Origin of the sequence: Paenibacillus sp. Soil750, assembly GCF_001428045.1 — a bacterium.
In the GTDB taxonomy this organism is placed as follows: Bacteria; Bacillota; Bacilli; order Paenibacillales; family NBRC-103111; genus Paenibacillus_E; species Paenibacillus_E allorhizoplanae.
This window is the reverse complement of record NZ_LMSD01000023.1, coordinates 599,884-623,504: the sequence shown is the minus strand read 5'-3', so window position 1 is coordinate 623,504 and position 23,621 is coordinate 599,884. Positions and strand designations below refer to the sequence as shown.

General features: G+C 47.4%; 19 protein-coding genes. All 19 read right to left on the bottom strand.

The window, feature by feature from the left end; translation table 11 throughout:
• Positions 1-12: 12 nt before the first annotated feature.
• Positions 13-915 carry an aldo/keto reductase gene (locus tag ASL11_RS22565; protein WP_268796218.1) on the bottom strand — a complete coding sequence of 301 codons (903 nt, stop codon included), beginning with the start codon at positions 913-915 and terminating at the stop codon, positions 13-15.
• An 81-nt stretch (positions 916-996) separates the two neighbouring features.
• Positions 997-1,782, bottom strand: a complete 786-nt coding sequence (locus ASL11_RS22560; RefSeq protein ID WP_162261669.1) for a phytanoyl-CoA dioxygenase family protein — start codon at positions 1,780-1,782, stop codon at positions 997-999.
• 48 nt (positions 1,783-1,830) lie between these two features.
• On the bottom strand, positions 1,831-2,850 hold the full coding sequence (locus tag ASL11_RS22555) for a Gfo/Idh/MocA family protein (protein WP_056619999.1): 1,020 nt from the start codon (positions 2,848-2,850) through the stop codon (positions 1,831-1,833).
• 39 nt (positions 2,851-2,889) lie between these two features.
• Positions 2,890-3,720: a carbohydrate ABC transporter permease gene (locus ASL11_RS22550; RefSeq protein WP_056619998.1), complete on the bottom strand. Its 831-nt coding sequence runs from the start codon at positions 3,718-3,720 to the stop codon at positions 2,890-2,892.
• A 17-nt stretch (positions 3,721-3,737) separates the two neighbouring features.
• Positions 3,738-4,625 (bottom strand): carbohydrate ABC transporter permease, encoded by an 888-nt coding sequence (locus ASL11_RS22545; RefSeq protein WP_056619996.1) that lies wholly within the window; start codon positions 4,623-4,625, stop codon positions 3,738-3,740.
• Between the two features lie 79 nt (positions 4,626-4,704).
• The gene (locus ASL11_RS22540) at positions 4,705-6,138 is read right to left on the bottom strand and encodes an extracellular solute-binding protein (RefSeq protein WP_056619993.1); all 1,434 of its coding nucleotides are present in this window, start codon (positions 6,136-6,138) and stop codon (positions 4,705-4,707) included.
• 447 nt (positions 6,139-6,585) lie between these two features.
• Entirely contained in the window at positions 6,586-8,829 is a 2,244-nt protein-coding gene (locus ASL11_RS22535) for a helix-turn-helix domain-containing protein (protein WP_056619989.1), read from the bottom strand.
• 149 nt (positions 8,830-8,978) lie between these two features.
• On the bottom strand, positions 8,979-9,767 hold the full coding sequence (locus ASL11_RS22530) for an SDR family NAD(P)-dependent oxidoreductase (protein ID WP_200962467.1): 789 nt from the start codon (positions 9,765-9,767) through the stop codon (positions 8,979-8,981).
• 37 nt (positions 9,768-9,804) lie between these two features.
• Positions 9,805-10,596, bottom strand: coding sequence for an SDR family oxidoreductase (locus ASL11_RS22525; protein ID WP_056619986.1), 792 nt, complete (start codon positions 10,594-10,596; stop codon positions 9,805-9,807).
• A 13-nt stretch (positions 10,597-10,609) separates the two neighbouring features.
• Positions 10,610-11,437 carry an HpcH/HpaI aldolase family protein gene (locus ASL11_RS22520; RefSeq protein ID WP_056619983.1) on the bottom strand — a complete coding sequence of 276 codons (828 nt, stop codon included), beginning with the start codon at positions 11,435-11,437 and terminating at the stop codon, positions 10,610-10,612.
• Positions 11,438-11,472: 35 nt separating this feature from the next.
• Positions 11,473-12,414, bottom strand: a complete 942-nt coding sequence (locus ASL11_RS22515; protein WP_056619980.1) for a Gfo/Idh/MocA family oxidoreductase — start codon at positions 12,412-12,414, stop codon at positions 11,473-11,475.
• Positions 12,415-12,427: 13 nt separating this feature from the next.
• Complete coding sequence (locus ASL11_RS22510) at positions 12,428-13,219, bottom strand: IclR family transcriptional regulator (protein ID WP_056619977.1); 792 nt, start codon at positions 13,217-13,219, stop codon at positions 12,428-12,430.
• A 21-nt stretch (positions 13,220-13,240) separates the two neighbouring features.
• Positions 13,241-13,999, bottom strand: coding sequence for an SDR family NAD(P)-dependent oxidoreductase (locus ASL11_RS22505; RefSeq protein WP_056619975.1), 759 nt, complete (start codon positions 13,997-13,999; stop codon positions 13,241-13,243).
• A gap of 12 nt (positions 14,000-14,011) precedes the next feature.
• A complete protein-coding gene (locus ASL11_RS22500) occupies positions 14,012-15,331 on the bottom strand; it encodes an aspartate aminotransferase family protein (protein WP_056619971.1) in 1,320 nt (439 codons plus the stop codon).
• A gap of 55 nt (positions 15,332-15,386) precedes the next feature.
• The gene (locus ASL11_RS22495; RefSeq protein WP_056619968.1) at positions 15,387-16,889 is read right to left on the bottom strand and encodes a M81 family metallopeptidase; all 1,503 of its coding nucleotides are present in this window, start codon (positions 16,887-16,889) and stop codon (positions 15,387-15,389) included.
• A gap of 1 nt (position 16,890) precedes the next feature.
• A complete protein-coding gene (locus ASL11_RS22490; RefSeq protein ID WP_056619966.1) occupies positions 16,891-17,286 on the bottom strand; it encodes a RidA family protein in 396 nt (131 codons plus the stop codon).
• A 41-nt stretch (positions 17,287-17,327) separates the two neighbouring features.
• Positions 17,328-18,437: an alanine racemase gene (locus tag ASL11_RS22485; protein ID WP_162261668.1), complete on the bottom strand. Its 1,110-nt coding sequence runs from the start codon at positions 18,435-18,437 to the stop codon at positions 17,328-17,330.
• A gap of 136 nt (positions 18,438-18,573) precedes the next feature.
• Positions 18,574-19,725 carry an N-acetylglucosamine-6-phosphate deacetylase gene (locus ASL11_RS22480; protein ID WP_056619961.1) on the bottom strand — a complete coding sequence of 384 codons (1,152 nt, stop codon included), beginning with the start codon at positions 19,723-19,725 and terminating at the stop codon, positions 18,574-18,576.
• 600 nt (positions 19,726-20,325) lie between these two features.
• Positions 20,326-23,544, bottom strand: coding sequence for a discoidin domain-containing protein (locus tag ASL11_RS22475; protein WP_056619959.1), 3,219 nt, complete (start codon positions 23,542-23,544; stop codon positions 20,326-20,328).
• Between the last annotated feature and the right edge of the window lie 77 nt (positions 23,545-23,621).

Sequence of the window (23,621 nt, the reverse complement as noted above, 5' to 3'; positions counted from 1 at the left end):
ACTGCACTGCCCTTATTTCACTTCCCACATGGAAGGTGTAATGACTTGTTCAGGCACCTTTGCGAAAGCTGTCGCCAATTCCTGCAAGGTCTTATCACTTATAGGCGGCGTTCCTAAAAGCGCAATATTTTCTTTCACTTGCTCCGGCGTTTCAGCACCAAAAACGATGCTGGAGATGCCAGGGAGATGATGAATATATGAAAAAGCTAATTCAGGTACAGACATCCCTTCTTGCTCCGCATATGAGTGTAACAAGGTAAGCCAAGGCTTAGCTGCTTCCAAGTTCCTCCTTAATTCTGTTGGCTGAAGGAAGAATAATCCTTGCAGATAGATGCTTCTTGCGAACAGCTTCTTATTCGCATTTCTAAGCTTATCAAAGGTTCCGTTCGTAAACATACGACGATCCAAGATATTGATAGGCAACTGTACGATCTCGTACAAGTCATCCTGGAGTTCTTTCCAATTTGCCGCAAATTCCTGCGTTTCGTAGGAAAGGAGTGAAGCCCCCATCGTGCCGATATTCCCTCGCTTCACTTGCTTACGCAGCAATTCAGTCACTTTCTCACCAAATATCTCTAACACGTTCGGTCGATGCAGCAATACTGCGGGTATACAAGAGGTCTGCAATCGTTCCATTGATCTACTTATACTTGCTTCAATCTGCTCTTCCAAATTGGCAAGGGTTGTATCATGATCCACAGTCAGATGGAGTTTCGTTATGATATGGGCTGATCGTGTTTGTTGCCCAAAATAAGTACCTAGTACCTGCTCTGAGCTTCCGTAAGCGCTTGCCGTATCGAGACAGGTAATGCCTCCCTCTAAGGCAGCATCCAAGATGTGCCCTGCCACTCTCTCATCAGGCTGACCCTGTTGATTAGCGATCCCATAGGGCATTCCCAGCTGCACAGTCCCCAACGTTAAAGATGAGATCGTCGATGTCCACTGCTTATCGTAGCTTAAAATAAAGATTCATCTCCCTTTCTTTGGCAGCTGCCATTATTCCCTTTTACGAATACGCTTCGTATAAGGAGGACGACCAAACGGCTCTACGGGCAATTCCCCTTGTGGGTGGAAGCCATAGTCGTCTTGTCCTCTCATCATGTAGAGTTGGAAATTGGGGTACACTTGCGGATCCCATCTCACCATCGTCTTGGAATACCGGATAACAAATCCGATGCGCCAACGGTCTGAGGTATTGGGACCCGAGCCGTGAATAAGAGAATCTACATGCATGGAAATGCCCCCTGCGGGAATGACCATGGAAACCGCATCCTTCTCGCTGAATGTTCCCTGCTCCAATTCAAAGGACAGAATGGCGTCATCGCCCGCAATTTTATGCTGAATAATGCCCGCTTTATGTGTACCTGGAATCACCTTCATCGCACCATTCGCTTCGTCCACATCCGAAATAGCAAGCCAAACCGTGACCGTGTTGTTGAGCGCAGTAGACCAATAATAGGAGTCCTGATGCCAAGGCACCGTTTTATCGGAATGAGGCGATTTGGTAATAAACTCGCTTGCCGCTAAGTAAAAATCATTGCCCAACACACCCTCAACGTAATTGAGAATTTGCGGATTCGTACAGATGTCATATAGCCATCGGCTCGTCTTATGCCAGCCCATAATGTCCGAAGGATTCTCATCATCCTGCAAGAAAGAAATGAGCTGTTCATAGCCCTTTTGTAATTGTTTCGCTTCTTCTCCAGGAAATATGACAGGCAAACCTAATAAGTAACCATGATCCTCATAAAATTGTTGCTGCTCCGTCGTTAGTTTGTTCAACTCCATCATCAATCTCCTTCACTCAAGATCGAATTGACTATCCGACTTTCATTTCAAATTCACTTGCTCGGAGGTACCACCTCTTGCATAAGACTGGTTCAACGCTTCCGCCACATAAAGCGGGTAAATGCCATCAGCCAACGAGCATAAGGGCTCCACGCCGGCTTCCAGCATGTGAACAAGGTGAGCGATCGCATTCCCCATGTTGCTGGATTTGCCGAGCACATCTTGCTCATCTCGTTCGAGGACCAAGTTCCGCATGCCAGCTTGCAGGGGATGCGGCTCGGTCCCATAATAGCGGATTACGTCCCCGCCTTGCAGCATTTCGATTACACCGCGATCGAAGTACAGATCTAACTCAAAAAGGTTATAATGACGATCATCAAAAGCCTCCGCATAACCAGTTACATCGTTATTTTCCGCTGTAAACAAGAAGGAATATGTCCAATCCTCGATAGCATCTAAGTTGGTGGGAACCCGTTCTACAACTGTCACTTGCTCAATCGATCCTGCCACATAACGCACCAAATCGAATAAATGGGAGCCCGTGTTGTAAATGCCACGACTATAACGCAAGTGAATTTTCTTCAACTTTCCATACGTCTCGTTCCGGACCGCCGCACGGATCTGCATCGCCCCCTCACTCCATCTGCGTGATAAGTTGACGACGACCGTTCGTTCGGTATGCTTCTTGCATAGCGCGACGATACGCTCTGCTTCCTCTATACCGCTAGCAACAGGCTTTTCTAGAAAGATAAGCCTTGCAGTGGATTGCTCCAGCACCGTTTGAAGCAGCCCATATCGAATCGTCGGCGGTGTGCAAATACTGATGATATCGATCTGATGACTCTTCAGCATGGTTGACAACGCCTGATCCCCATAGTATGCTGCCTCTGGCGCGATCATTGCCAGCTGATCTGCCTGTTCTTGCCGTCTGCCGACCGCTGCAACCAAGGCCACATCAGGATGCAAGTGGTAGGCCATGGCGTGGCTATTAACTCTTCCCTTATAGGGGATATCAAAGGTTAAGCCGATCTTGCCAAGTCCGATAATGGCTGCGTGATACATGCAAGTCCCTCTCCTTCCCCTCCTCTTTTCCAAGCCCCATCAACCTTTCAATGCACCTACCGTAATGCCTTCGGTAAAGTATTTCTGAAAGTATAGAAAAATGATCAGCACGGGAAGTGTCGCGAGCATGGCACCCGCCATGGCAACGCCGTAGTTCGTTTCCAATTCAGATATTTTCTGGGCAACTTTAATACCCACCGGTAAAGTGAACATCTTTTCTCCGTTTAGCACAATCACTTGCCACACATAGTCATTCCACGTATTGACGAACGTAAAGATGGCCAATACACCGATGCCAGGTTTGGCAAGCGGCAGGATGATGCGACGAAATATTTGCCATTCCCCACATCCATCGATTTTGGCAGCTTCCACTAATTCACTTGGCAGTGAAGCCATAAATTGTTTTAACAGGAACACACCGAAAGGCCAACCCACAACGGGAAGCAGCACCCCCCATTTGGTATTAATAAGACCTAGATCATTCAGCAGCTGAAAAAGCGGAATAAATAAGACTGTATGCGGGATTGTCATGGCAGCAATCATCACAGTGAACAACAGTTTGGATCCCATAAATGGAATTTTGGCTAGCGCATAGGCTGACAACGAGCTGGCCGCGATGACAAGTACGGTGGCAACCAACGAGATGAACATACTGTTATAAAACCAAGTGAACACCGGATTGTTCGTGACCAAAGACGTATAGTTATGAAATGTCGGGTGGACTGGCACCCATTCCGGCGGTATTTGCAAAGCAACCTTGAGGTTCTTGAGTGATCCGCTAACCATCCAATAGAAGGGCCAGAGGAAGAACAAGGTTAATATCCAAAGAAACACATGTCCCCCCCAAAGCGGTGACTTTTTATTCGGCATCCTCGTTTCCTCCACCCTTAATATTCAATATCCGATTTAAGAAACTTGAATTGCACATAGGCGATCAGACTGATAATGACACATAAGACAATCCCCATGGCATTGGCCACGCCAAAATTCATATTTACGAACGCCTGCTGATAAATTAACATCATAATCGTCGTTGTCCGGTAAGCAGGACCGCCACCTGTCATGATGAGAATAATGGCAAACACTTGAAAAGCACCGATTGTGCCCGTAACGACAACATACAGCATCGTTGGCTTTAACATGGGAAGCGTGATTCGGTGAAACATTTTCCAAGGCTTAGCGCCATCTAAGGAGGCAGATTCATAGAAATCCTTAGGAATTCCCCCGAGTGCCGCTGAAAATACAACAACTGCTGAACCAACTGAAATCGTAAGAACAATTAAGGACAAGGCAATTGTTGCCGAATTAACGCCCAGCCAATTGACAGAATCCAACCCAAATCGTCCAAGTATGTAATTCCCTAAACCAAATTGACCGTTATAGATGTATTGCCATACTAACGTTAACGAGACAATCGACGTCACACCTGGAATATAAAATGCTGCTTTAAAAAAGGATTGCATTTTTTTCGGATACGTATGAAGAGTAACCGCTATCATCAAAGCAATAATGGTGATCGACGGCACCAGATATAAGACAAACTCCAACGTATTGCGAATCGACTTCCAGAACAATTCATCGCTCAAAATGGTACGATAATTGTCCAATCCTGCCCAATAATATTTCGTATAATCGAAGCCATAAAAACTGCTTTTAATTGCTTTGAGAATGGGATACACGACAAACAACAGGAAAAACAACAGCATGGGAAGTACGAAAAGCCAACCACTGATTTCTCTGCGCAAACGAATGCTGCTGATTCTACTCTGTTTCATGGTTCACCTTCCCTTCTTTCACTAGGCTGTATAAGCAATTGCGGCAGGAGACCACAGTCATCCTGCCGCATTGTAATGATTACTTATTGTATTTCGCTATGGTGGCGTTAAATTTCTGGGAAATTGTATCGATTGTTTGCTTAGGCGTAGACATGCCGATAAACAATTTTTGTATTTCAGGGAACATAGCCGCTCTCATCTCTGGATAACCCTTGATACCCCAGCCTGGATCAATGACCGGCCATTCCTTCGTTTTCGTCGATAATTTGGCCAGGAACTGAAGCTCTGGATCGGTTTCCGTCCAAGCGGGTGCTTTGCCTAGCGGATCGAACGATTTCATTGCTGTTTGGAAAATGACGTTATCTTTCACAGACCAATAGAGGAACTTCTTCGCCCATTCTTCTTTGACAGCATCTGTGTTCTTGAAAACAACACCAAAGCCGATTTCCGATTTCAACGCAGCTTGACCAGGCGTCGTAGACGGGAAGTTGACGTACATGTATTCATTAGGCCCACTGACACTGCCGTCTTTCAAGCCGTTCTTAATAATATCGGAGTGCGCCGCAGACGCCACAGCCATGCCATTCTTGCGTTGTTTCCAATAATCAAGTGCATTCGTGGACGTTAATGTTTCTGGATGTGGGGTAACTAAGCCTTCATCCACAAGGGATTTGAAGAACGCCAACGCCTTTTCCGTTTCTGGACTGTCTCCTGCCGTATATTTCGTATAATCGGCGTTGAACAATTTGGCCCCATAACCAGAAATGATATTGTTATAAATTTGATCCCCTTGTTCGTTCAATGCGAATAGCGTCAGTCCATAAACACCCTTATCTTTATTAGCCACAGCCTTCAGTGCTGCCTTGAATTGGTCTGGTGTCCACGTGCGGAATTCATCCTGCGGAAGCAATTTTTCAGCTCCTGCTTCTTTCCACAGGGACTTGTTGAGAATCAAGCCAAGCTGTGTTGAATAATACGGCAGCGTCACGACCGTGCCGCCAACAGATACCATTTTCATCATATCCGCACTCTTCTTCACTTGAGCAAGATCAGTTGGTGGAATAATACTCTCAAGGGAAGCGAGCGCTCCCATTTGGCCATAAGCCAATGTTCGACCTGGGTAATCCAAAAAGACGTTAGGTGCCGACTTGGAGGCAATGGCTGTCGTAACCTTCTCATTAATTCCGTCGAACGGAATGAGTTCGATGTTGACTTTGACATTCGGGTGGAGCTTATTCCATTCAGGCAGCAAATCTTCTTTGAACCAGTCGCCAGCTTTCTGACCAGGTTTATACGTCCCGTTCGGAGCCGCCCACACCGTAAGCTCGATCTTCGGATCTTCTTGCGGTGCTGTTGTAGCCGTTGCTCCTGTACTGGCCGCTGGAGCAACACTAGCAGATGGCTTCGTGGAAGCGCTGGACCCTTCATTTGTACTGCATCCTATTGTAGAACCCATCAGCAGTGATACGCTTGCTGCGACAAATAGTGATTTAAATTTCATGTTACGGATCATATTCGATGTCCTCCCTTATCCTATTTCATAATGAATTAGATTTGCAGTGGATCTGTGCCTGGTTGGAATCTCAACAAACATGAACATTGTGAAATTAGCTTACTACTGGAGAAGGGTAGGTAAATAAGTAAAGTAATGTGAAACTAAACCTGTTTGTTTGGGGAGACTTACGCAGCTGCCATATGCGGCAGATATTGGTGCGTTACGTTGTATACGTTTTAAATCCGAACCCTCCTTCTTCTATCGATTGTTTGCAACCCATCATTTCTTCTTTGTGAACCCACCTGAGTCTGTTGTAAACAAATTGTTAACGTAACCTACCACCAAATTAGCATGCCTTGCTACCCTCTGAGTAGGTGAAAATAGTTAGAAAGACGTGGAATTCGTTAGTCTTCTGCATAAACATAAAGAATTTAACCTATTTCTATAAAAAACCAAGTTCTACTTTCATCCAATCTGCCCTAAAAGCTGCTTGCGAAATTGCGACGGAGACAGTCCCGTGTTCTCCTTGAACCAAATACTGAAATAATGCGGATCCGTAAAGCCGACCTGTCCAGCCACATTCTTGATTTTGTTTCCCGGCTCCATCAACAATCGCTTAGCATGTTCCATTCGTACTTGGCACACATAATCTGTAAAACCAACGCCAACCTCTTTCTTAAACAATTGGCTAAAATAATTCGCATTCAATCCAACCTGCTCGACAACCGAGTCAATGCCAAGTCCGACATCACTATATTGTTCGTGAATAATCTGCAAGGATTTGATAATGTTCCTACTTTGCTTCTTCTCTTGTTGTTCATTCATGCCTAAATGGTCTCTAAGAAGCGCGATAAATTGCCGTCCATTCTTTTCTAAGGGTTGAGATAGCAGCTTCTCTTGCACATCACCGAACCAATTTTTGTCCAACACTGCGGAATGCCCTGACTTGATCAATAACTTATACAAGTGATTGTATAGGGCTGCCATTAATGCATAGAGAACATGTGGAACGAGTTGGCTTGCTCTAGCGTAAACAATCAATTCCTCCATCACAGCGGCACAGTTGTCGATATCCCGTTCTTCCATATAGTAGAGGAGCTTATTTTCAAAAGCTTCCGGATATTGCGATTTCCAAGAATCGCCAACGAAATAAATGCTCGTCTGGTTGTCCATTCGCTCCCCAACCAAGTAATTTAACAATGTTTTGGCTTCTTCAAATGAGGTTTTAATCAGGTTCAACTGCTCGTATTCGTTGCCTACGAAAGCATACATTTGCAGATCAAGCCGTTCTTTCAGCACGGCCATCAGCTCATTGATTTTATTCAAAGATTCATTAACAACACCATTGAAGATCAAGCAATACTGCTCATCGGATAAATAGATACTGATCATCTCATGACCCTCTTCGAATTCATGAATAATCGATTCGAGCTTATCTAATTCTTCCTTCTCATACCGGCGATGCAGATGTAGAAGCACCACCCGGAACGAGGCGCTGCCCAGTCGGAAACCGAGTCGTTCTTCGAAACGCAGCGCTTCGGATTCCGTCAAACTTCCTTCAAGCAAGGAACGGACCAATTTCTCCCGCATGATCGGCTCGCCCTCTCGGACCTTGTCGATCATGTGATTGAACGCCCTCCCCATATCACCAAGCTCATCTTTATATAAAGGATGAAATTTCAAATTCAGATTGCCTTGCTCGACATTTCGCAGCATTCGAATCATTTTGCGCAGCGGCATCGAAATCGTCCTTGAAATAAAAACCGATACGACGACCATCAGCGCGAGTGATCCTCCGAGAAAAGCTATCCACAAATTGTTAATATTCTTAAGATCCTTGAGCAATAAGTTCTGAGGAATCGAATGTACAAATGTCCAATTGGTCAAAGCGTGCTTCGAATAAGCAACGACAATGTTGCTAGGTACTTGGGTGTAATGCCCTTTCATTCCAGTTAGATTGGAAACATCAATGGGAGGGATGCTTTCTCCGGTCCCTGCAGAAAAAATATAACCATTTGAATCGATGATGCTGTTCGTACCTTCGTCCAAATTCGATGAAGCCAAGTAATTGTCGAGAATCGTTGGGGAAATCGAAATAATAAGATAACCGAGGATTTGTAAATTGTTTTTATCGTAAATGGTTTTGAACATCACGATGGACGTTTGCTTATCACGCCACTTGATGAAGGACCAGAGGGAATTGCTGCTCTTATTGTTTGCCATTCTGTCATACCAGCCTTGGCCTATGAACTCATCGCTGACCAAATAACTGGGGGTAAAATTCATCCCAACGCCGCTGTCATAAACATTCTGATACTTATCCACGAGATATATGGCTTCAATGCCATAAAACCGGTCGGATAACTGCCTTAACTGGTCATAGATATAATTGTAAGCCTGAATACGAGGAATTCCGTTCAAATTCGCTGCATTGCCGCTCAGGGGGTCTTGAATATTTTCATTGTAGACTAACAGCTGTGATGATTTCTCAATACTCTGGAAGTAACTGTTCATGCTGCCTGTAAAATACTCGATTTTTTGCAGCATCGCATTGCCTTCCCTGTCTGTCATGAATCGTTTGATATACGTTGATGACAACATCGCAAAGATGCTGAGCGCGATAAGTGTCACAAGGGAAAACGATAACCATAGTTTCTTCACCAGTTTTAAATCATGAAACATCTTAAAACCATTCGAAAAACTTCTCATATCCAGCATCCCCCCATCTATCACTTCTTTCTATTATACAAAATAAATAAGAGGCAATAACACCCAATATCTTTTGAGATGAGGTAGGAAACTTAACTACGAAAACATGAAAACGGCACCTCATATCGATGCCGTTCGTTTCCTTCCGTTTACTTCGCTGTGTAGCCTCCGTCCACCGGAATGTTCGTACCTGTCACGTATAGGGAAGCATCCGAAGCAAGGAATACAATAGGTCCCCAGATATCATCCGACTTAGCCATTCGTCCCAGCATTGTTCTGTCATTATATCGTTCAACAAATTCAGGGAGATTCTTCTCCGTTTGAAAGCCTCCTGGTGAAATGCAATTGCACCTGACTTGGCGTGGCCCATAATAACTGGCGATAAATTTGGTGAAATTGACCATACCGCCTTTGTGGAAGAAGTAGTCGGGGATAAACCCGTTTAATGGCAGTCCTTCATACAGGGTATGGTCAGGTCCAACCATGCCTTGTATTGAACCGATGTTCAGAATCGAGCCTCTTTCTTTCTCGGCCATCCAATCGCCAATGACACGGGTAATTTCAAACAAGCCTGTTGCGTTTACGGCCATACTTTTGGCAAATCTTTCAAGTGGATCGTTATAGTGTGACATGGTACGAGCGACAGCATTGTTGATAAGCACATCGCATTTGCCTTCTCGATCTTCCAACTTAGCTCGGATGGAAGCGATAGTGTCCAAATCTTCTTGATCAAATTGTAAAGCATGCACCTTGTAGCCGTCTCTCTTGAAACTCTCCTCAATATCATTGAGTCGTGATTCGTCACGAGAAGTTACATAAACGTTTCCTCCTGCTTGTGCGCAGGCAATCGCAATTTGCGTGCCGTACAGTCCTGCTCCTCCGGTAATTAGCACCGTCTTACCAGTAAGTGAGAAACTAGTCATCACATTCTTATTCACTTGAAATTCCTCCTATCAGTTCACGCTGCTATGAACGTTACCAAGCCGTCCATCCGCCATCTACCATAAGATTCGTGCCGGTCATATAGCTGGAAGCGTCAGAAGCGAGCAAGACGACCGCACCCACCATTTCCTCTGGTTTCCCCACGCGGCCGAGCATGGTCTTGGCATTCAAGTTCGCAAGGAATTGTTCGTTTTGACCTGTCATCATGTTGGGAAAAGGTCCCGGCGAAACGCTATTGCAGCGAATGCCGTACTTAGCTAAATGAGCGGCACAGTACCGGGTAAGCTGGACGACGCCAGCCTTGCCCGCGCCATAATTCGGCGGGTTGTTCGCACCGCTATCGCCATATATAGAAGGATCTGGGGATACTACACCGTACATCGAGGCAAAGTTGATGATGGATCCACCGCCGCTTTCTCGCATACATGGGATTGCTTCCCGTATACAACGAAACGTCGTACCCGACGCCCCATCCACCCCCTTCTGCCACACTTCGTCCGTCATGAATTCAAGCTCTGCCTCTTTGCCATAGCCCGCTCCATAATTGGCACAGTTGACCAATACATCGAGGCGACCGCTGGCTTCTTTATGGGACTGAAACATCGCCTTAATGGATTCGGTCTCGGCGACATCGCACACGACGTTCCGTAATCGACCTTCTTGCCGTGCAGCGTCCAGTACCGGGTTCGTGCGGAAGGTTAAATCCGCCAGCGTAACGTCAGCGCCAAATGCTAACAGCGCTTCCGTCAATGCGGAACCGAGATAACCAGAGCCGCCAGTTATAATGACACTTTTATGCTGTAAAGAGAACAACTCCGTATACATGTGGCGGCCTCCCTCAATTTTTGGTCGAGCCGTACACGGAGTCCGTACCAGCTCCAGCGCTGCGATTAAGACTTGAAGCAATTCCACTTAAATATTGACCCATGCCTACGACATCGGCCCCCACGCTAACAAAGTTATAGCCCATCGCCGTTAAATCTGCCAGATTGCTTGTGCTGCCAACGGTGCCAGCAAATTTCCCGTGCTTTTGTGCCAGTCGTGCCACGGATTTACGCGTTTCAACAAGCATCGGATGATCCCACTTACCAGGAGCACCAATTCCTTGACTGAAATCTCCCGGACCGAAGAAGATCATATCCAGGCCAGGCAAAGCAATGATTTCCTCCAGCTCGGAAAGCGGCTCGGGATCTTCGATTTGCAGCACATTGAAGCGTTGATCATTCGCCTGAGCCATGTAGGCATCCAGCTCCAAATTGCAAAAGGCGCCATCTGCATTTCCGCCATCCAGCGGACGACGGCCGATCGGGTAAAACTTCGTTTGATGAATAATCTGCTTGGCATCCGCCAAATTCATCACATGAGGAATCATGATCCCCGCTGCATCCATCTCAAGCGGACGAATCAGATCACTATAACTACCTCTAGCTACGCGTACAAGAACATCCACATCATACGCTTTTGCCGCCCAGATTTGCTTTTCAATGACAGAGAAATCATTCGGAACATGCTCCATGTCCGTCCATAAGCAGTCCACTCCAGAGATTCTAGCAGCCATTTCCGTAATGCGCGGATCGGCAAGATTCAGTTTCAGTGCAATTGCTGTTTCCCCAGCGCGGAGCTTGCGCAAGACACGACTCGGGCGCATAGTAAAGTTGGTAGCCATTCCTTTTGTCCTCCTTAACGTTATGGTCCGCCGCATCAATCTGCAGCAATCTCCTCTAGCAAGACAACTCTTCCGTTCTCTTCTCGGCTTCGAATGCCGGCAATCACCATACGCATTAACTCTTCGGTTTCACTAAAAGGAAACGGTCTCTCCCCCGTTCGAAGGTAGGAGATAAAGGCTTCAAGCTGTGACTTGAAGGAATAGAACGTATCTTGAAAACTAACCGCTGCGCTTGCACTCGTGCCACACAACTGAAGCATGCCGTGGGATCCGTACATATCTTCAATCGCTATGACGGCGACATCACCATGAATACCATGCTTGAATAGAACAATATTCCGCTCCTTCGTGCCAGTGTTCTGAGCCGAGATAAAGCCTGGTCCAAGTATCGGGTAGATGGATTCCAGCGCATGTATCCCATAGCGTTCCCAGCTTTTACACGTGGTGATGCTCGAGAAGCGGAGCTGTCCTAACGAATAAATGGACGTACGATATGGCATGAACTCCTTACAGTAGCGCATGCAACTGGAAGACATGATTCTGGCGCCATCTCGTACCCATCGCTGGAACTGCTTCAAATCAGTCTCATTATCGACCAGCGGTTTATCGACAAATATAGGCAGTCCTGCCTCGACAAACGGGCGGCAGCGCTCCACATGCTCATACCCTTTATCTGTCGTGATCAACACAGCATCCACATGCCCGATGACATCCTCTGGTCGACTTACGACATTGGGAATTCGTGCTGCTTTCGCCACATGAATGGCGTCTGCAGGATCATCTGTCCATATATGAGTGACATTCGCTCCGGGAATTCGAAGCTTATCTTCGGGTTCTTTTGCTAAATAGCCCGGGATGGCAGGATATGGGCACTCGGCCATGATTTCCTTGTCATAGTTGTTAAACATGGCGCTCCAGGAGTAAGGATGCCCGTTCCCATCCACCATACCGAGCACAGCGATGCGCAATGGTTGCATGTGAATTCTCCTCTCAACTCACAGATGGATATCCTAGCTTTTGAGAAATCCGATTCGCTGCTGCTTTCATACTTTCGGCCATTTCAGGAATGACCTCATCTGCAAACCGATGCATAGCACCTGACATACTAACTGCGCCCTCTACGTTTCCGTACATGTTGAATATCGGTGCGGCTAAGCAACGTGCGCCTTCCACAATTTCTTGATCATCCAAAGCAAAACCTTGCTCACGAACCTGCTGCAGCTTTAGTTGAAATTGCTTTTCTGAAACAATCGTATTTTTGGTTAGTGCAGGCAATCCTTGAAGCATAATCAGTTCTTTCACCTTCTCTTCTGGTAAAAAAGCAGCCATCGCTTTTCCCATCGCTGTCGCGTGGAAAGGTGATTTGGATCCCACTGTATCGGTCATCCGAAGTGGCTGTGTGCTTTCCAGAATTTCGACGTACAGCACTTCGCCCTCCAAGAGCACACCCAAATTAATCGTGTCGCCATACATCTCAGAAAGCTTCTTCATTTCGTGAAGCGCAGCTGATCGCAGCGTATTTCTTTCTAACATGCCTCGCGTCAACATCAATTGTTTATAACCAAGACAGTATTTACCGTTCTCGTCATCTCTGCTGATGAATCCTCGATTCTCGAGCGTTAACACGATCCGGTAGGTCGAAGATTTGGGCTGATCCAGCAAATCCGTTAATTCCAATAAATTGAGGGAACCATGTTCGGCCAACAACTCCAGTAAATCCAACGCTTTGTCAATCGATTGAATCGTATAGCGTTCTTGTTTCTCTCCTGTATCCTTGCTCATAATTTCATATGTTCTCCTTTGTCAAGATAGCTTGATGAGTTGACCGCCATCTACGACGAGGCAGTGGCCTGTCATGTAGCGCGAATCATTCGTCGCCATAAAAAGGGCAACATCTGCGATTTCCTCTGGGACGCCGGCACGACCCATGGGTATCGTTCGTAAATAAGGCGCAAAAGCAGTAGGATTGTCGATCAAAGGCTTCGTGAGCCGTGTCTCGATAAATCCTGGGCACAGTGCGTTGACGCGAATACCAAGCGGTGCTAGCTCAAGCGCCATCGACATCGTGAGCAAGTTAATGCCGCCTTTCGTTGCGTTATAATGGGCTTGATCACCTTCCGCAGCCAAGCCGTTCACACTGGACATATTAATAATGGAACCGCCTTTTCCCTGTGCAACCAGCACTTTAGCAACCGCTTGCCCAACAAGAAAGGTTCCCTTCAAATTAATTGCCATGTGTCTATCCCACTCCGATTCCTCGATGTCAAGGAAAGCAGCCGGGCTGCAAATACCGGCATTGTTAACCAGTATATCTATGGTGCCCCATTGACTCAGTACGGCATCGAGCATGCGATTGACGTCCGATTTCAGCTGTACGTCTCCGTCAATCCAAATGACCTCGCCGTTCTGGGCCGCAATTTCCTCAGCCGTTGCTTGCAGCGCTGCTTTATCTCGGCCAGTAATTGCGACCTTGGCGCCTTCTGCAGCGAACCTGACAGCCGTCGCTTTACCTATGCCTGTTGAGCCGCCAGTAATGAGAGCAATAGAGTCTTTCAGCCTCATGTGATGTCCCCCTTATAGATGCGCTAGCGCTCGATCGACCGCTGCCAGCGTTTCTTCAATCTCTTTCTCCCCATGCACAGCCGATAAATACCACAGTCCGTTCGACCTGACGAGCACGCCTTCCTCCAACATTTTACCTGAAAATTCGGAGTACTTCGCAGCATCCCGCTTCGTGAAAGCAGCAAAATCTTCCACTTTGGGCTCCTGCGTAAACATCATATGAAATACCGGACCAATCTGGTTGATGATACCTGGAAGGCTGTGCTTGGCGAGTAAGCGGCGAATTCCTTCAACCAGCAGATCAGCGTTCTTTGTCATTTTCGTATAAACCGCACCCTCGTCTTTGGAAAGCTCAGCAATAGTTGCCAAGGCAGCCGCGGTCGCAACACCATTTCCGTTCAATGTACCGAGGTGGCTCACCGTTCCGTTCTCAATTAGCGCCATGATGTCGTGAGAGCCAGCGACCGCGCTTACGGCAATCCCTCCTCCTAACGCTTTCCCGATCGTTACCAGATCAGGCTTCAAGCCGAACTTGCCATGAGCACCACTCAGGCTAAGCCTAAATCCGGTAATCACTTCATCGAGAATCATGACGATGTTCAATTCACTCGTTAGGTTGCGCATCTGCTCCAGATAGCCCGGTTTCGGGAGCACGCAGCCAGAATTACACATCACTGGCTCTGAAATAACGGCAGCGATATCATCGTGATGGTCACGTAAAGCTGTCTCCAGCGCTGCAGAGTCGTTCCACGGTAAAAGGATAATATCTTCAAGCGCAATCTCACTCTGTCCACTCGTACCTGGTAATATGGTTTGATCCACAGGAGAGCCTGGTGCAGTTGTATCGGACTGACGCATATCCGAGCTTGGGAATGCCGTGAAAATCGTATCCGACCACCCATGATAATGACCATGAAAACGTACAATCTTGCGTTTACCGGTATATGCTCGTGCTAAGCGAAGCGCCAGCATGACCGCTTCCGTGCCTGAACCGCTTAATGCCACTTTATCTGCACAGGGTAAAATCTCGGTTAGCTTTCGTGCTACTTCAATTTCTCCCTCGTGCTGAAGTCCGTATGTAATCCCACGTTTCATCGCTGCATAGACGCTCTCCGTGGTTGCTTCATGCGCATGACCCAAGATTAATGGACCGTAGCCAAGCAAATAATCAATATAGGCATTGCCGTCTACATCCCAGATGCGTGGACCCGATCCTTTGGATGCAAACAAGGGGGTGGGCTTCATAGCACTTCTTAAGGAGCTCGCGACCCCACCAGCCAAATAGGCCTTCGATTCGGTGTATTTATGCCTCGACTTCTCAACATTCTTCATAGGGGAACGCCTCCTCATTCTGATGTCTTCGGAGAGTGGTTTCGTCAACAAAAGTCTAAGGTGTCACATACAATCCGAATCTCGGTTGTGGCTCCGCATCCAATGGATACAAGGGCCGACGTACATGGTTATATGGAAAATGCATAAGATTAGCGTTGCAGCAGCCCGGTGAATCAACGTTGATGATATGTTTCGCAAACGTCCCAAACGCCGTCTGCCAGGCGAGCGCCGATTTGGCAACAATGATATGATAATCGCCAGGCCATAACCCGACTGAGCGCACATGGCCCACATCCCAAGGAGCTACCCGCTTCTCAGTCAAAATGATGGTCAGTTGTCCGCATTCGAGGACAGCCGTCTTCCCCATTTCGGCCTGTTGACCTGTCATATACGGTCCCACATGTCGGTAATGACCATCAAATAACAGCCGAATCCGTCCATTCACCGCTACAGGCTTGCCGTGCAAGATATCGCTTTTGCCCCCGATTTCACCTGCAAATGCACCTCCGACACCCATTCGCCATGCGGTTTCCACCGCTTCCTGATCGCGAATCACGATCAACGCTTTGCGTGGTACCGTCGTTAGTTCCGCAAGGAGATGCGTAGCATCTGCTGGGGCACCACCGCCAACATTATCCGAACCTTCCGATAAGATAACCGGTCCTTCTGGCTGTGCCAATGCCTCATCTATCGCCTTACGCGGTGTGACATAGGAAACATTAAATGCTGCCTTGTCGTGGGTGGCCATCTGCGCAAGTTCCGCCGCACAACGCTCAGCTAGCTCCGCATTATCATTTGTCGTCACCACAAATGACATCCCTGCATCCGGCACATCACTGTATGGAAAGCCACCAGCCACGGTCACGTTCAGCACATCGAGCTGAAGCTCCATGCTAAACGCACGCTCCATCAATGCTTTCATGCTGCCTTCCTCTGTCATCATGCCCTGCGGAACAACAAGCATTCCCGTATGAGCGAGTGCTCTTACCGGGCGGATTTCCCCACGGATTGTTCGAATAAGTAAACCGAAGGCCTCGATAGCCCGTTCATACATATCCACATGCGGGTACGTATCGTATCCAACAATCAGATCTGACTGTTGAACCATCTCTTGGCTTATATTGCCATGAAGGTCGAGGGTCATTGCGATTGGGAAATCCGCACCGAACCTAGCACGCAGACGACGAAGGCATTCACCCTCATAGTCAAGGTACTGCTCCGACACCATGGCGCCATGCATGATTAACACGAGCCCGTCCGTTTGACTGTCGAGGGATTCGACAAGTGCTTCGATCAACGCGTCGCCTGTCGCCGCATCGACCATGCCGCTTGGGGTTGCCGCGACATACAAGCCAGGAACCAACGCGATGCCTTGCATCTCGGCTGCCGCGATAACACCACCCATCGACGTTCGAGTTCCTGCGTACCTTGCGGTGAATGCCTCGCCTCCGACCGTCCACTGCTCTCGGAAATGTCCAATGTGGGTAAATCCGGGAGCAAATGTATTCGTTTCATGTAAAATGCCAGCCACCGCAATCCGAAGTTGATGGCTGCTCATATTAGTTGCTCTCTCCGCGAATGGAACCCGCGTATGCAATTGCATCAATTTCTATTAAATAGCTTCCAATGTTACAACCAATTGAGGTTCTAGTAGGAAAGGGCCGCTTCATGATACTTTCATACGCTTTATTGTAGTTTGGAAAATCTTCTTGTCTGGACACGAAGGCATTAATTTTGACAATATGATCGAGGGAAAGTCCGGCTGCTGTGAGGATTGTTTCAATATTACGTAAACATTGTATGGTTTGTTCTTCGATCGTTTCTCCGACGACTTCACGCGTTGTGGGATCTACGCCGACTTGACCCGAAACATAAACGAAATCGCCAGCGCGGAGCGCTTGAGAGAAAGGAAGAGGAAATTCTGGTGCCAGGTTCGTATGAATTTGTTGTGACATGCGTATCAATCTCCTTTATAGGTAAGGTGTAGATAGGCCAGCTAGGTAACTTTCCCTCTTGCATCGACGGTAATGATTCGCTCAATCTGCCCATTCCGCATGCCGAGCAGCCGATCATGCAGATTCGTTACGGCGCAGCAATGATTGGGGATAATGGCTACTGTGTCGCCAACTTGCAGCGTAATTTCTTCTGGGACGGATAAAATTCCATGCTCTTCACTAAGGCGCTCGACATAAATGTCAGGCAGCTCTGGGATGATGCCAAAGCCTCTGCGATGAGCACTGCTGTCATTCGATAGCGTCTTCGAGCCGGAATCAATGATCACTGTTCCCGGCCTCGGTGTACTGACGACTGTGGCATAGATACTCATCGCACATTCCTCTTCTTCGATAAGGCCCGTGTATAACTGCGAACCATCGCCGAAAACGTACGCGCCAGGTCGCATCTCCGTTACGCCTAAACCAGCGAGTGCGCTGATAAACTTCGAAGTCGGTGTCGAGCCGACGCTAATGTCCGGCACATCTACGCCCAAGCGTCGCAGCACGCGCTGCGATTCCAAGAGTGCTTCTGCTTCGGCTAGCGCTACCTCCAAGCAATCGTCGGCACGACTCTTGCTGTACGCTTGACCCGCATGGGTCATTAGTGCAGCCAGTCGAATACCCGGCAGCTTCGCTATCGCCAGCGCCAGCTCCGCTGTTTCTTCACCAGGTTCCTTCCCACAGCGGTTCAAACCGCTATTCACATCTACGTAAAGTGGCACACGCAGCTTCAAATGCTCACCGAGATCCGACAATCCCTTGGCCACCTCGTAGCTATCCACGCTGACAGACACTTGGATTCGCTGCAGCAGCCGTGCCAAGCGTTCGAGCTTCAATCGCCCGACGATCGGGTAAGCGATTAAAATATCATCCATGCCGCCTTCCGCCATGACCTCAGCTTCACCAAGCTTCGCAACCGTAATGCCAGAAGCCCCATGTCGAAGCTGCTCTTGCGCGATCCAAATGCTCTTATGCGTTTTCGTATGTGGTCTTAATCGGACGCCCGCTGTGGCAGCTAATTCAGCCGTTCGTTTCAAATTAGCCTCCAATCGATCGAGATCAATGACAATTGATGGGGTATCCAGCGTTTCCTGCCATGCATCTAATCTCACAACTGCACCGCCTTTAGGTTTCATTAAATAAAACCTTGGTTTCATTTATTTGAATTATATCAAATCACCCGAGGATATGACTACCATTTTTTCTCAACTATTTCTCAGAAATAGCTGCATGCCGACTTTCATTTTATTAGCTCACGAGTTGGCCTTGCAAAATCACCTGTTGTATGTTTATTTCTCCATCTATAAGGATCAGGTTCGCCAGTTTGCCTCGCTCAATGCTCCCCATCCGATCATCCATATGAATGACTTTAGCTGGATTTAGCGAGGCCATGCGGAACGCATCCACGAAATCTACTTCTGCATGTCTCATCATATTGCGAACAGCCTTATCCATCGTTAGGCGACTACCCGCCAAATGTCCGAGATGGTTCCAATTCAAATCCGAACCATTTCCATTGTCCACGCCAGCTTCAGGCATGGCGTCCGTAATGATAATCACACGGTCTGTTCCTTTGGTTTTGTGAATCAGTTTCAACATCAAGGGACGCACATGAACGCCTTCTGAATCCGGAATGACTTCCGCATAGATGTCGTCATGCACGAGGACAGCTTCGTCGACACCCACTTCGCGTGTTCCACCATATCTAGACGGAGAAGGTGTCGTACCCGATGCGTTCGTACAGTGACAGCCAATGCGAAGACCTTGAGGGACAAACCGGAAAATCTCTTCCGCAGTAGCCTCGGAATGACCGACAGATAACGAAATCTGATATTTCGCTGCCTCGTTCACGAAGGCTTCCTGTCCTTCCAGCTCCGGAGCGAGTGTCCATACCTTGATGCGGTCGCCAGCTACTCGCAAAATTTCCTGGTATTCAACCGGATCAACGGGTCGGATTGGCGAGGTGATGGCACCATATTTTTTATTAATATACGGCCCTTCCATATGGATACCGACTATTGCGTTGGCGAAAGGCTCCCTTGAATCCATGGCCTCTAGAATCGTCTGGAGCCCATCTCGTACCTGTTCCCGACTTTCATTGTAAGTAAATGTAGGTAAGATGGCTGTTGTCCCATGTTTCAAATGCGCAAACGCAAACGCATTGGGATGTTCCCACGACCATACCCCACCGCCGCCATGACAGTGAATATCGACGAAGCCTGGAGCAATGTAGGCGCCTTTCGCATCCACGACAGGTAGGTCAGCTGGCACCTCTACCTCCCCCGCTTCCCCGAAATCGGTAATTAAGCCCCTTTCAATTAGAACAACCCCATTTGGGATTAACCTGTTAGCCGTAATTAGTGTACCGTTCTGAACAACTAAACTACCCTTCACTTGCATCCATCCACCTCCTCCCTGAAAATAAAACCATGGTTTCATTTTATTATATCACCTCAACAACCACGCTTGAAGAAAATTTTTCCAACCCACTTCCTATCCTGAACGGATATACCAAAGACCCTTCTTAAACATGAATCCTACACCTCTTTATTATCCTTGTAGCATCTCACGTGGATTTCGTCTACCAAATACAAGGAAATCACACTACAATCCGAATATTTCGACCTTTTTTTGAGGTGGTTTTTCTGCCTATGATTGAAATTACATGGAATAGGGGGAGGTGAATAAAACAATAAGGGAATGAAGGCATCACCTAGATCCGACATCAAGCGGTGCATGAGCAGTGAATCGTATAGATCACAATTTGATCTGTATGACGCACTTCGTTATGTGGCCGAACTACCGACAGCCTAAGCGCTGCGAATCCTCCAAATTCGAGAATTCCACTTCAAATAGATGGAGAAAATCCAGTTACATGTGGAAAGGCAGGTTTATTACTCATCGGTCATTAACGTAAAAAGAGGCTATTTCAAATAGTCAAAATTGACTCTTGAGACAGCCTCTTCTTTTCAATTCGTTCGTGTCGGGAATGCAGCTTTATTAATTATACACCTTGAACTCATAGGCCGAAGCACTGCCACCAGTGTAAGTAGAGCCTATGACGGTAACTTTGACATATCTGTAAGTGCCGCTAAAGGTATCTGTGGTCAACCCTGGCGTCGTATTACTTGTTCGATCAAGGATGGTTGTATAGGTCACATCGTCATGGCTGCCTTCAATTTTGTACGCGTACGATCTTGGATAAGTTGTGCTGTTGTACCAGTAGCTTTCAAGCTTCGTAAGCGCCATGCTGCTGCCTAGATCGACTTTCCACCACTGCGGATACGTGTTGGTGACAGCTGCCCACCGAGTTGTCGTTGTGTTTCCATCGTTGGCATTGCTTACATCATAACCAGTTTGGACGGAGCTTGCCGTCGTTGTCTTGCTCTGTGAAACAACTTGCCCTGTTGGGTTTGTGCCTTCAAATACTCTGAATTCATAAGCAGAAGCGCTTCCACCGCTGTAACTGGAGCCTGTTACGGTAACCCTGACATACCTGTAAGTGGCATTGAATGTATCTGTCGTTAAACCTTGTGTTGTATTACTACTCCGGTCAAGGATCGTTGTATACGTCACATCATCATTACTTCCTTCTATTTTATACTGGTAGGATCTAGGATAGGACGAGCTGTTGTACCAGTAGCTTTCAAGCTTGGAAATCGGCATGGAGCTGCCTAGATCAACCTTCCACCACTGCGGATTCGTATTTGTAACGGCTGCCCATCGGGTAGATGTCGTGTTTCCGTCATTGGCATTGCTTACCTCATTACCGGTTTGAAAGGAGCTTGCCGTCGTTGTCTTGCCTTGTGAAACAATGCCTGTACCTGTAGTCGCACTGACAGATGAACTCCACATACTTGAACCTTGGCTATTCTTCGCCCTTACCGTGTACGTGTGTGTGGAACCTGCCGAAAGTCCTGTATGTGTATAGGGGCTGCTTACGTTGCTTACCAATGTGCCATCAACGATCAGGTCATATCCGGTAGCGCCTGTGACATTATTCCAGCTGACGTTAATCTGAGACATCGAGGCTGATGTCGCAAGTACACCCGTTGGCGTCGCTGGTACATTCGGATTTGAGGCTACTGGGGTAATGGTCATCGCTTGTGGGTTACTTGACCCAAACTTCATACTCTGTATATGTGCTTGACCTGAAGTAAACTCGACACCAAGTGCACTTGCTCGGTTAACCAGTCGATAAGACGTTAGGCCATTCAGACTTGTATTCGTTGCCGCTGCGATCGTGGAGGCAGAGGAAGATGGTGTGAGATAGGCTGGTGTTGCATTTCCGATAGGCAAAAGATACCATTGATCACTGCCGCTTGCAGCGCCATTACCACCATTTCCGCTCGGATTGGCATTGGCATCGGCTGCACCAGTAATCACCGTTGCACCCATCGCCCGCGTTGCTGGCGCCGTTGACCCGGCCACCTTCAAATACTTACCTGTGGAGATGTTCTGTAAGCGATAAAACCCGCTGTTCTTGGAAGCATCAAATTCATCAGGAACAGGAACGAATTGCCACTGCCCAGCGGTTCCATCTTGGAGAGTATTTCCGCCTATGGCGATGGTATAAGCTGCAGACGTCGAAATCGCCGTACCATTCTGATCTTTTGGTGGGTTATATGCTGAATAGTACGACTGTCCTGCAGTAGGTACCGCTGTCGTATAATTTTTCTGAGAACCCGATAAATCGGAAATTGTTCGGAAGGAATACCCGCTCACTTGTTGATTAGTCAGACTGCCTGTGTCGAGTTGAGACAAATAGCTCCCTACCGTCGATGGAAGTTTACCTACCACTTTGAATGTGTCTGGTTTACCTAAATCATCCGTCTCGTAAACGTACCCGTCATAGCCGACGGAGCGGTATTTGTCACTATAGGCATTATAGGAGAAGGCATTTTGGTATTGTGTATTGACTGGAAGGAACAATCGCTGCGTCGCCGTATTTTTGAATACGGCATTGCCGCTTGATCCGGCTTGAATGGAAGTCAGGTATCCTGTGGAGTTGTTTTCTTGGTCAATCCAAACTTGGCTGTTTTTAATATAAACGGTTATTGTAGCATCCAGTGCTGGATCTGAGTAGGAGACTGAAGGAATGCTGGTACCGCTCGCATTTTTAATTGTTCCATTGGTCTTATTGGCCGTATAAGTGTTGCCTGCGAGATCTTGGAAGGTGAAATCTCCACTGCTTGTTAGCTTCGTATAGGTGATATTTAAGGCGGAACCGTCCATGCCCGTACCTGTTAAAGTCAGACTGTCTGTAGCTGGTGTATAATTGACGGTCAGATTATGATCACTACCAGCCCCCATTGGACTACCAATCCAACCTGCATAGCCTTTCAGTGCGGATCGGGTCCAAGTACCGTTATACCATACATCCCAAGAGCCTTCCGCCATTTTGGCAGAGATTGGAGAGCGGGCCAGACTGAAGTAAGTAAGAATGTTGCTGTAGCCAGGTTTCCAATTAATGTGATTGTTGTAGAGAGCATAGAAGTAACCATTGACATTATCGACAAAAAAACGAGTGCCTGCCACACCATATGACCAAGTCGTGCCAGGAAAGTTCGTACTGGTTGCGGCTTCATTGCTATCGTTCCATGGTGAAGTGGCAACCTGCCCAATTAACTGCCAAGTAAGTCCTTTGTCTGTCGAGTAGGTGGATAGAACCCGATTGTTGTGGATGCCCGTGGCAATCCGCTCATTGTTCGTCGGGTTATTCGTCGCAAATGGTGAGAATTGATACTCATCATTGATCAATGCATACCAGTATCCTGTATCCGGATCTATCCAGACGCCGATCCCATCATTATGATCATCCTGGTATGGCGTTGGGATACCATAGGCTTCGTCAATCTTATAATTGAAGGTTCCCGGTCGATTCCAATACGAATTATAAATGGTTGTCGTGCCCCAATTCGTGTTTAAAGCCCCCATGTCCGTATTTGTATTGTATTTAATCCACGAACCTCCGCTGTCCGATGCTGAGTAGTCAGCTAGTGAATACATCCAGTGAAAATCCCCGTCTTTGTCGACGAACGCAGAGCCAGCAATATCTGCTCTGCCCGATGTGAGACTTGGAACGGCTGTATTCTGTACATACGTTGGGAATTTCTCTGTCGCAGCAGAAGCTGTCTGTAATCCCCCTACTGCTTGAACCGTTAGCAATGTCAGAATAGCAAGTGATCTTGTTAATTTCACTTTCTTATGAACACGCATACCGTAACCTCCATGATATTCATATTTGCCCCGCAACAACCACTTGACCTACATCAGAAATAACTCACCCCCTTTCA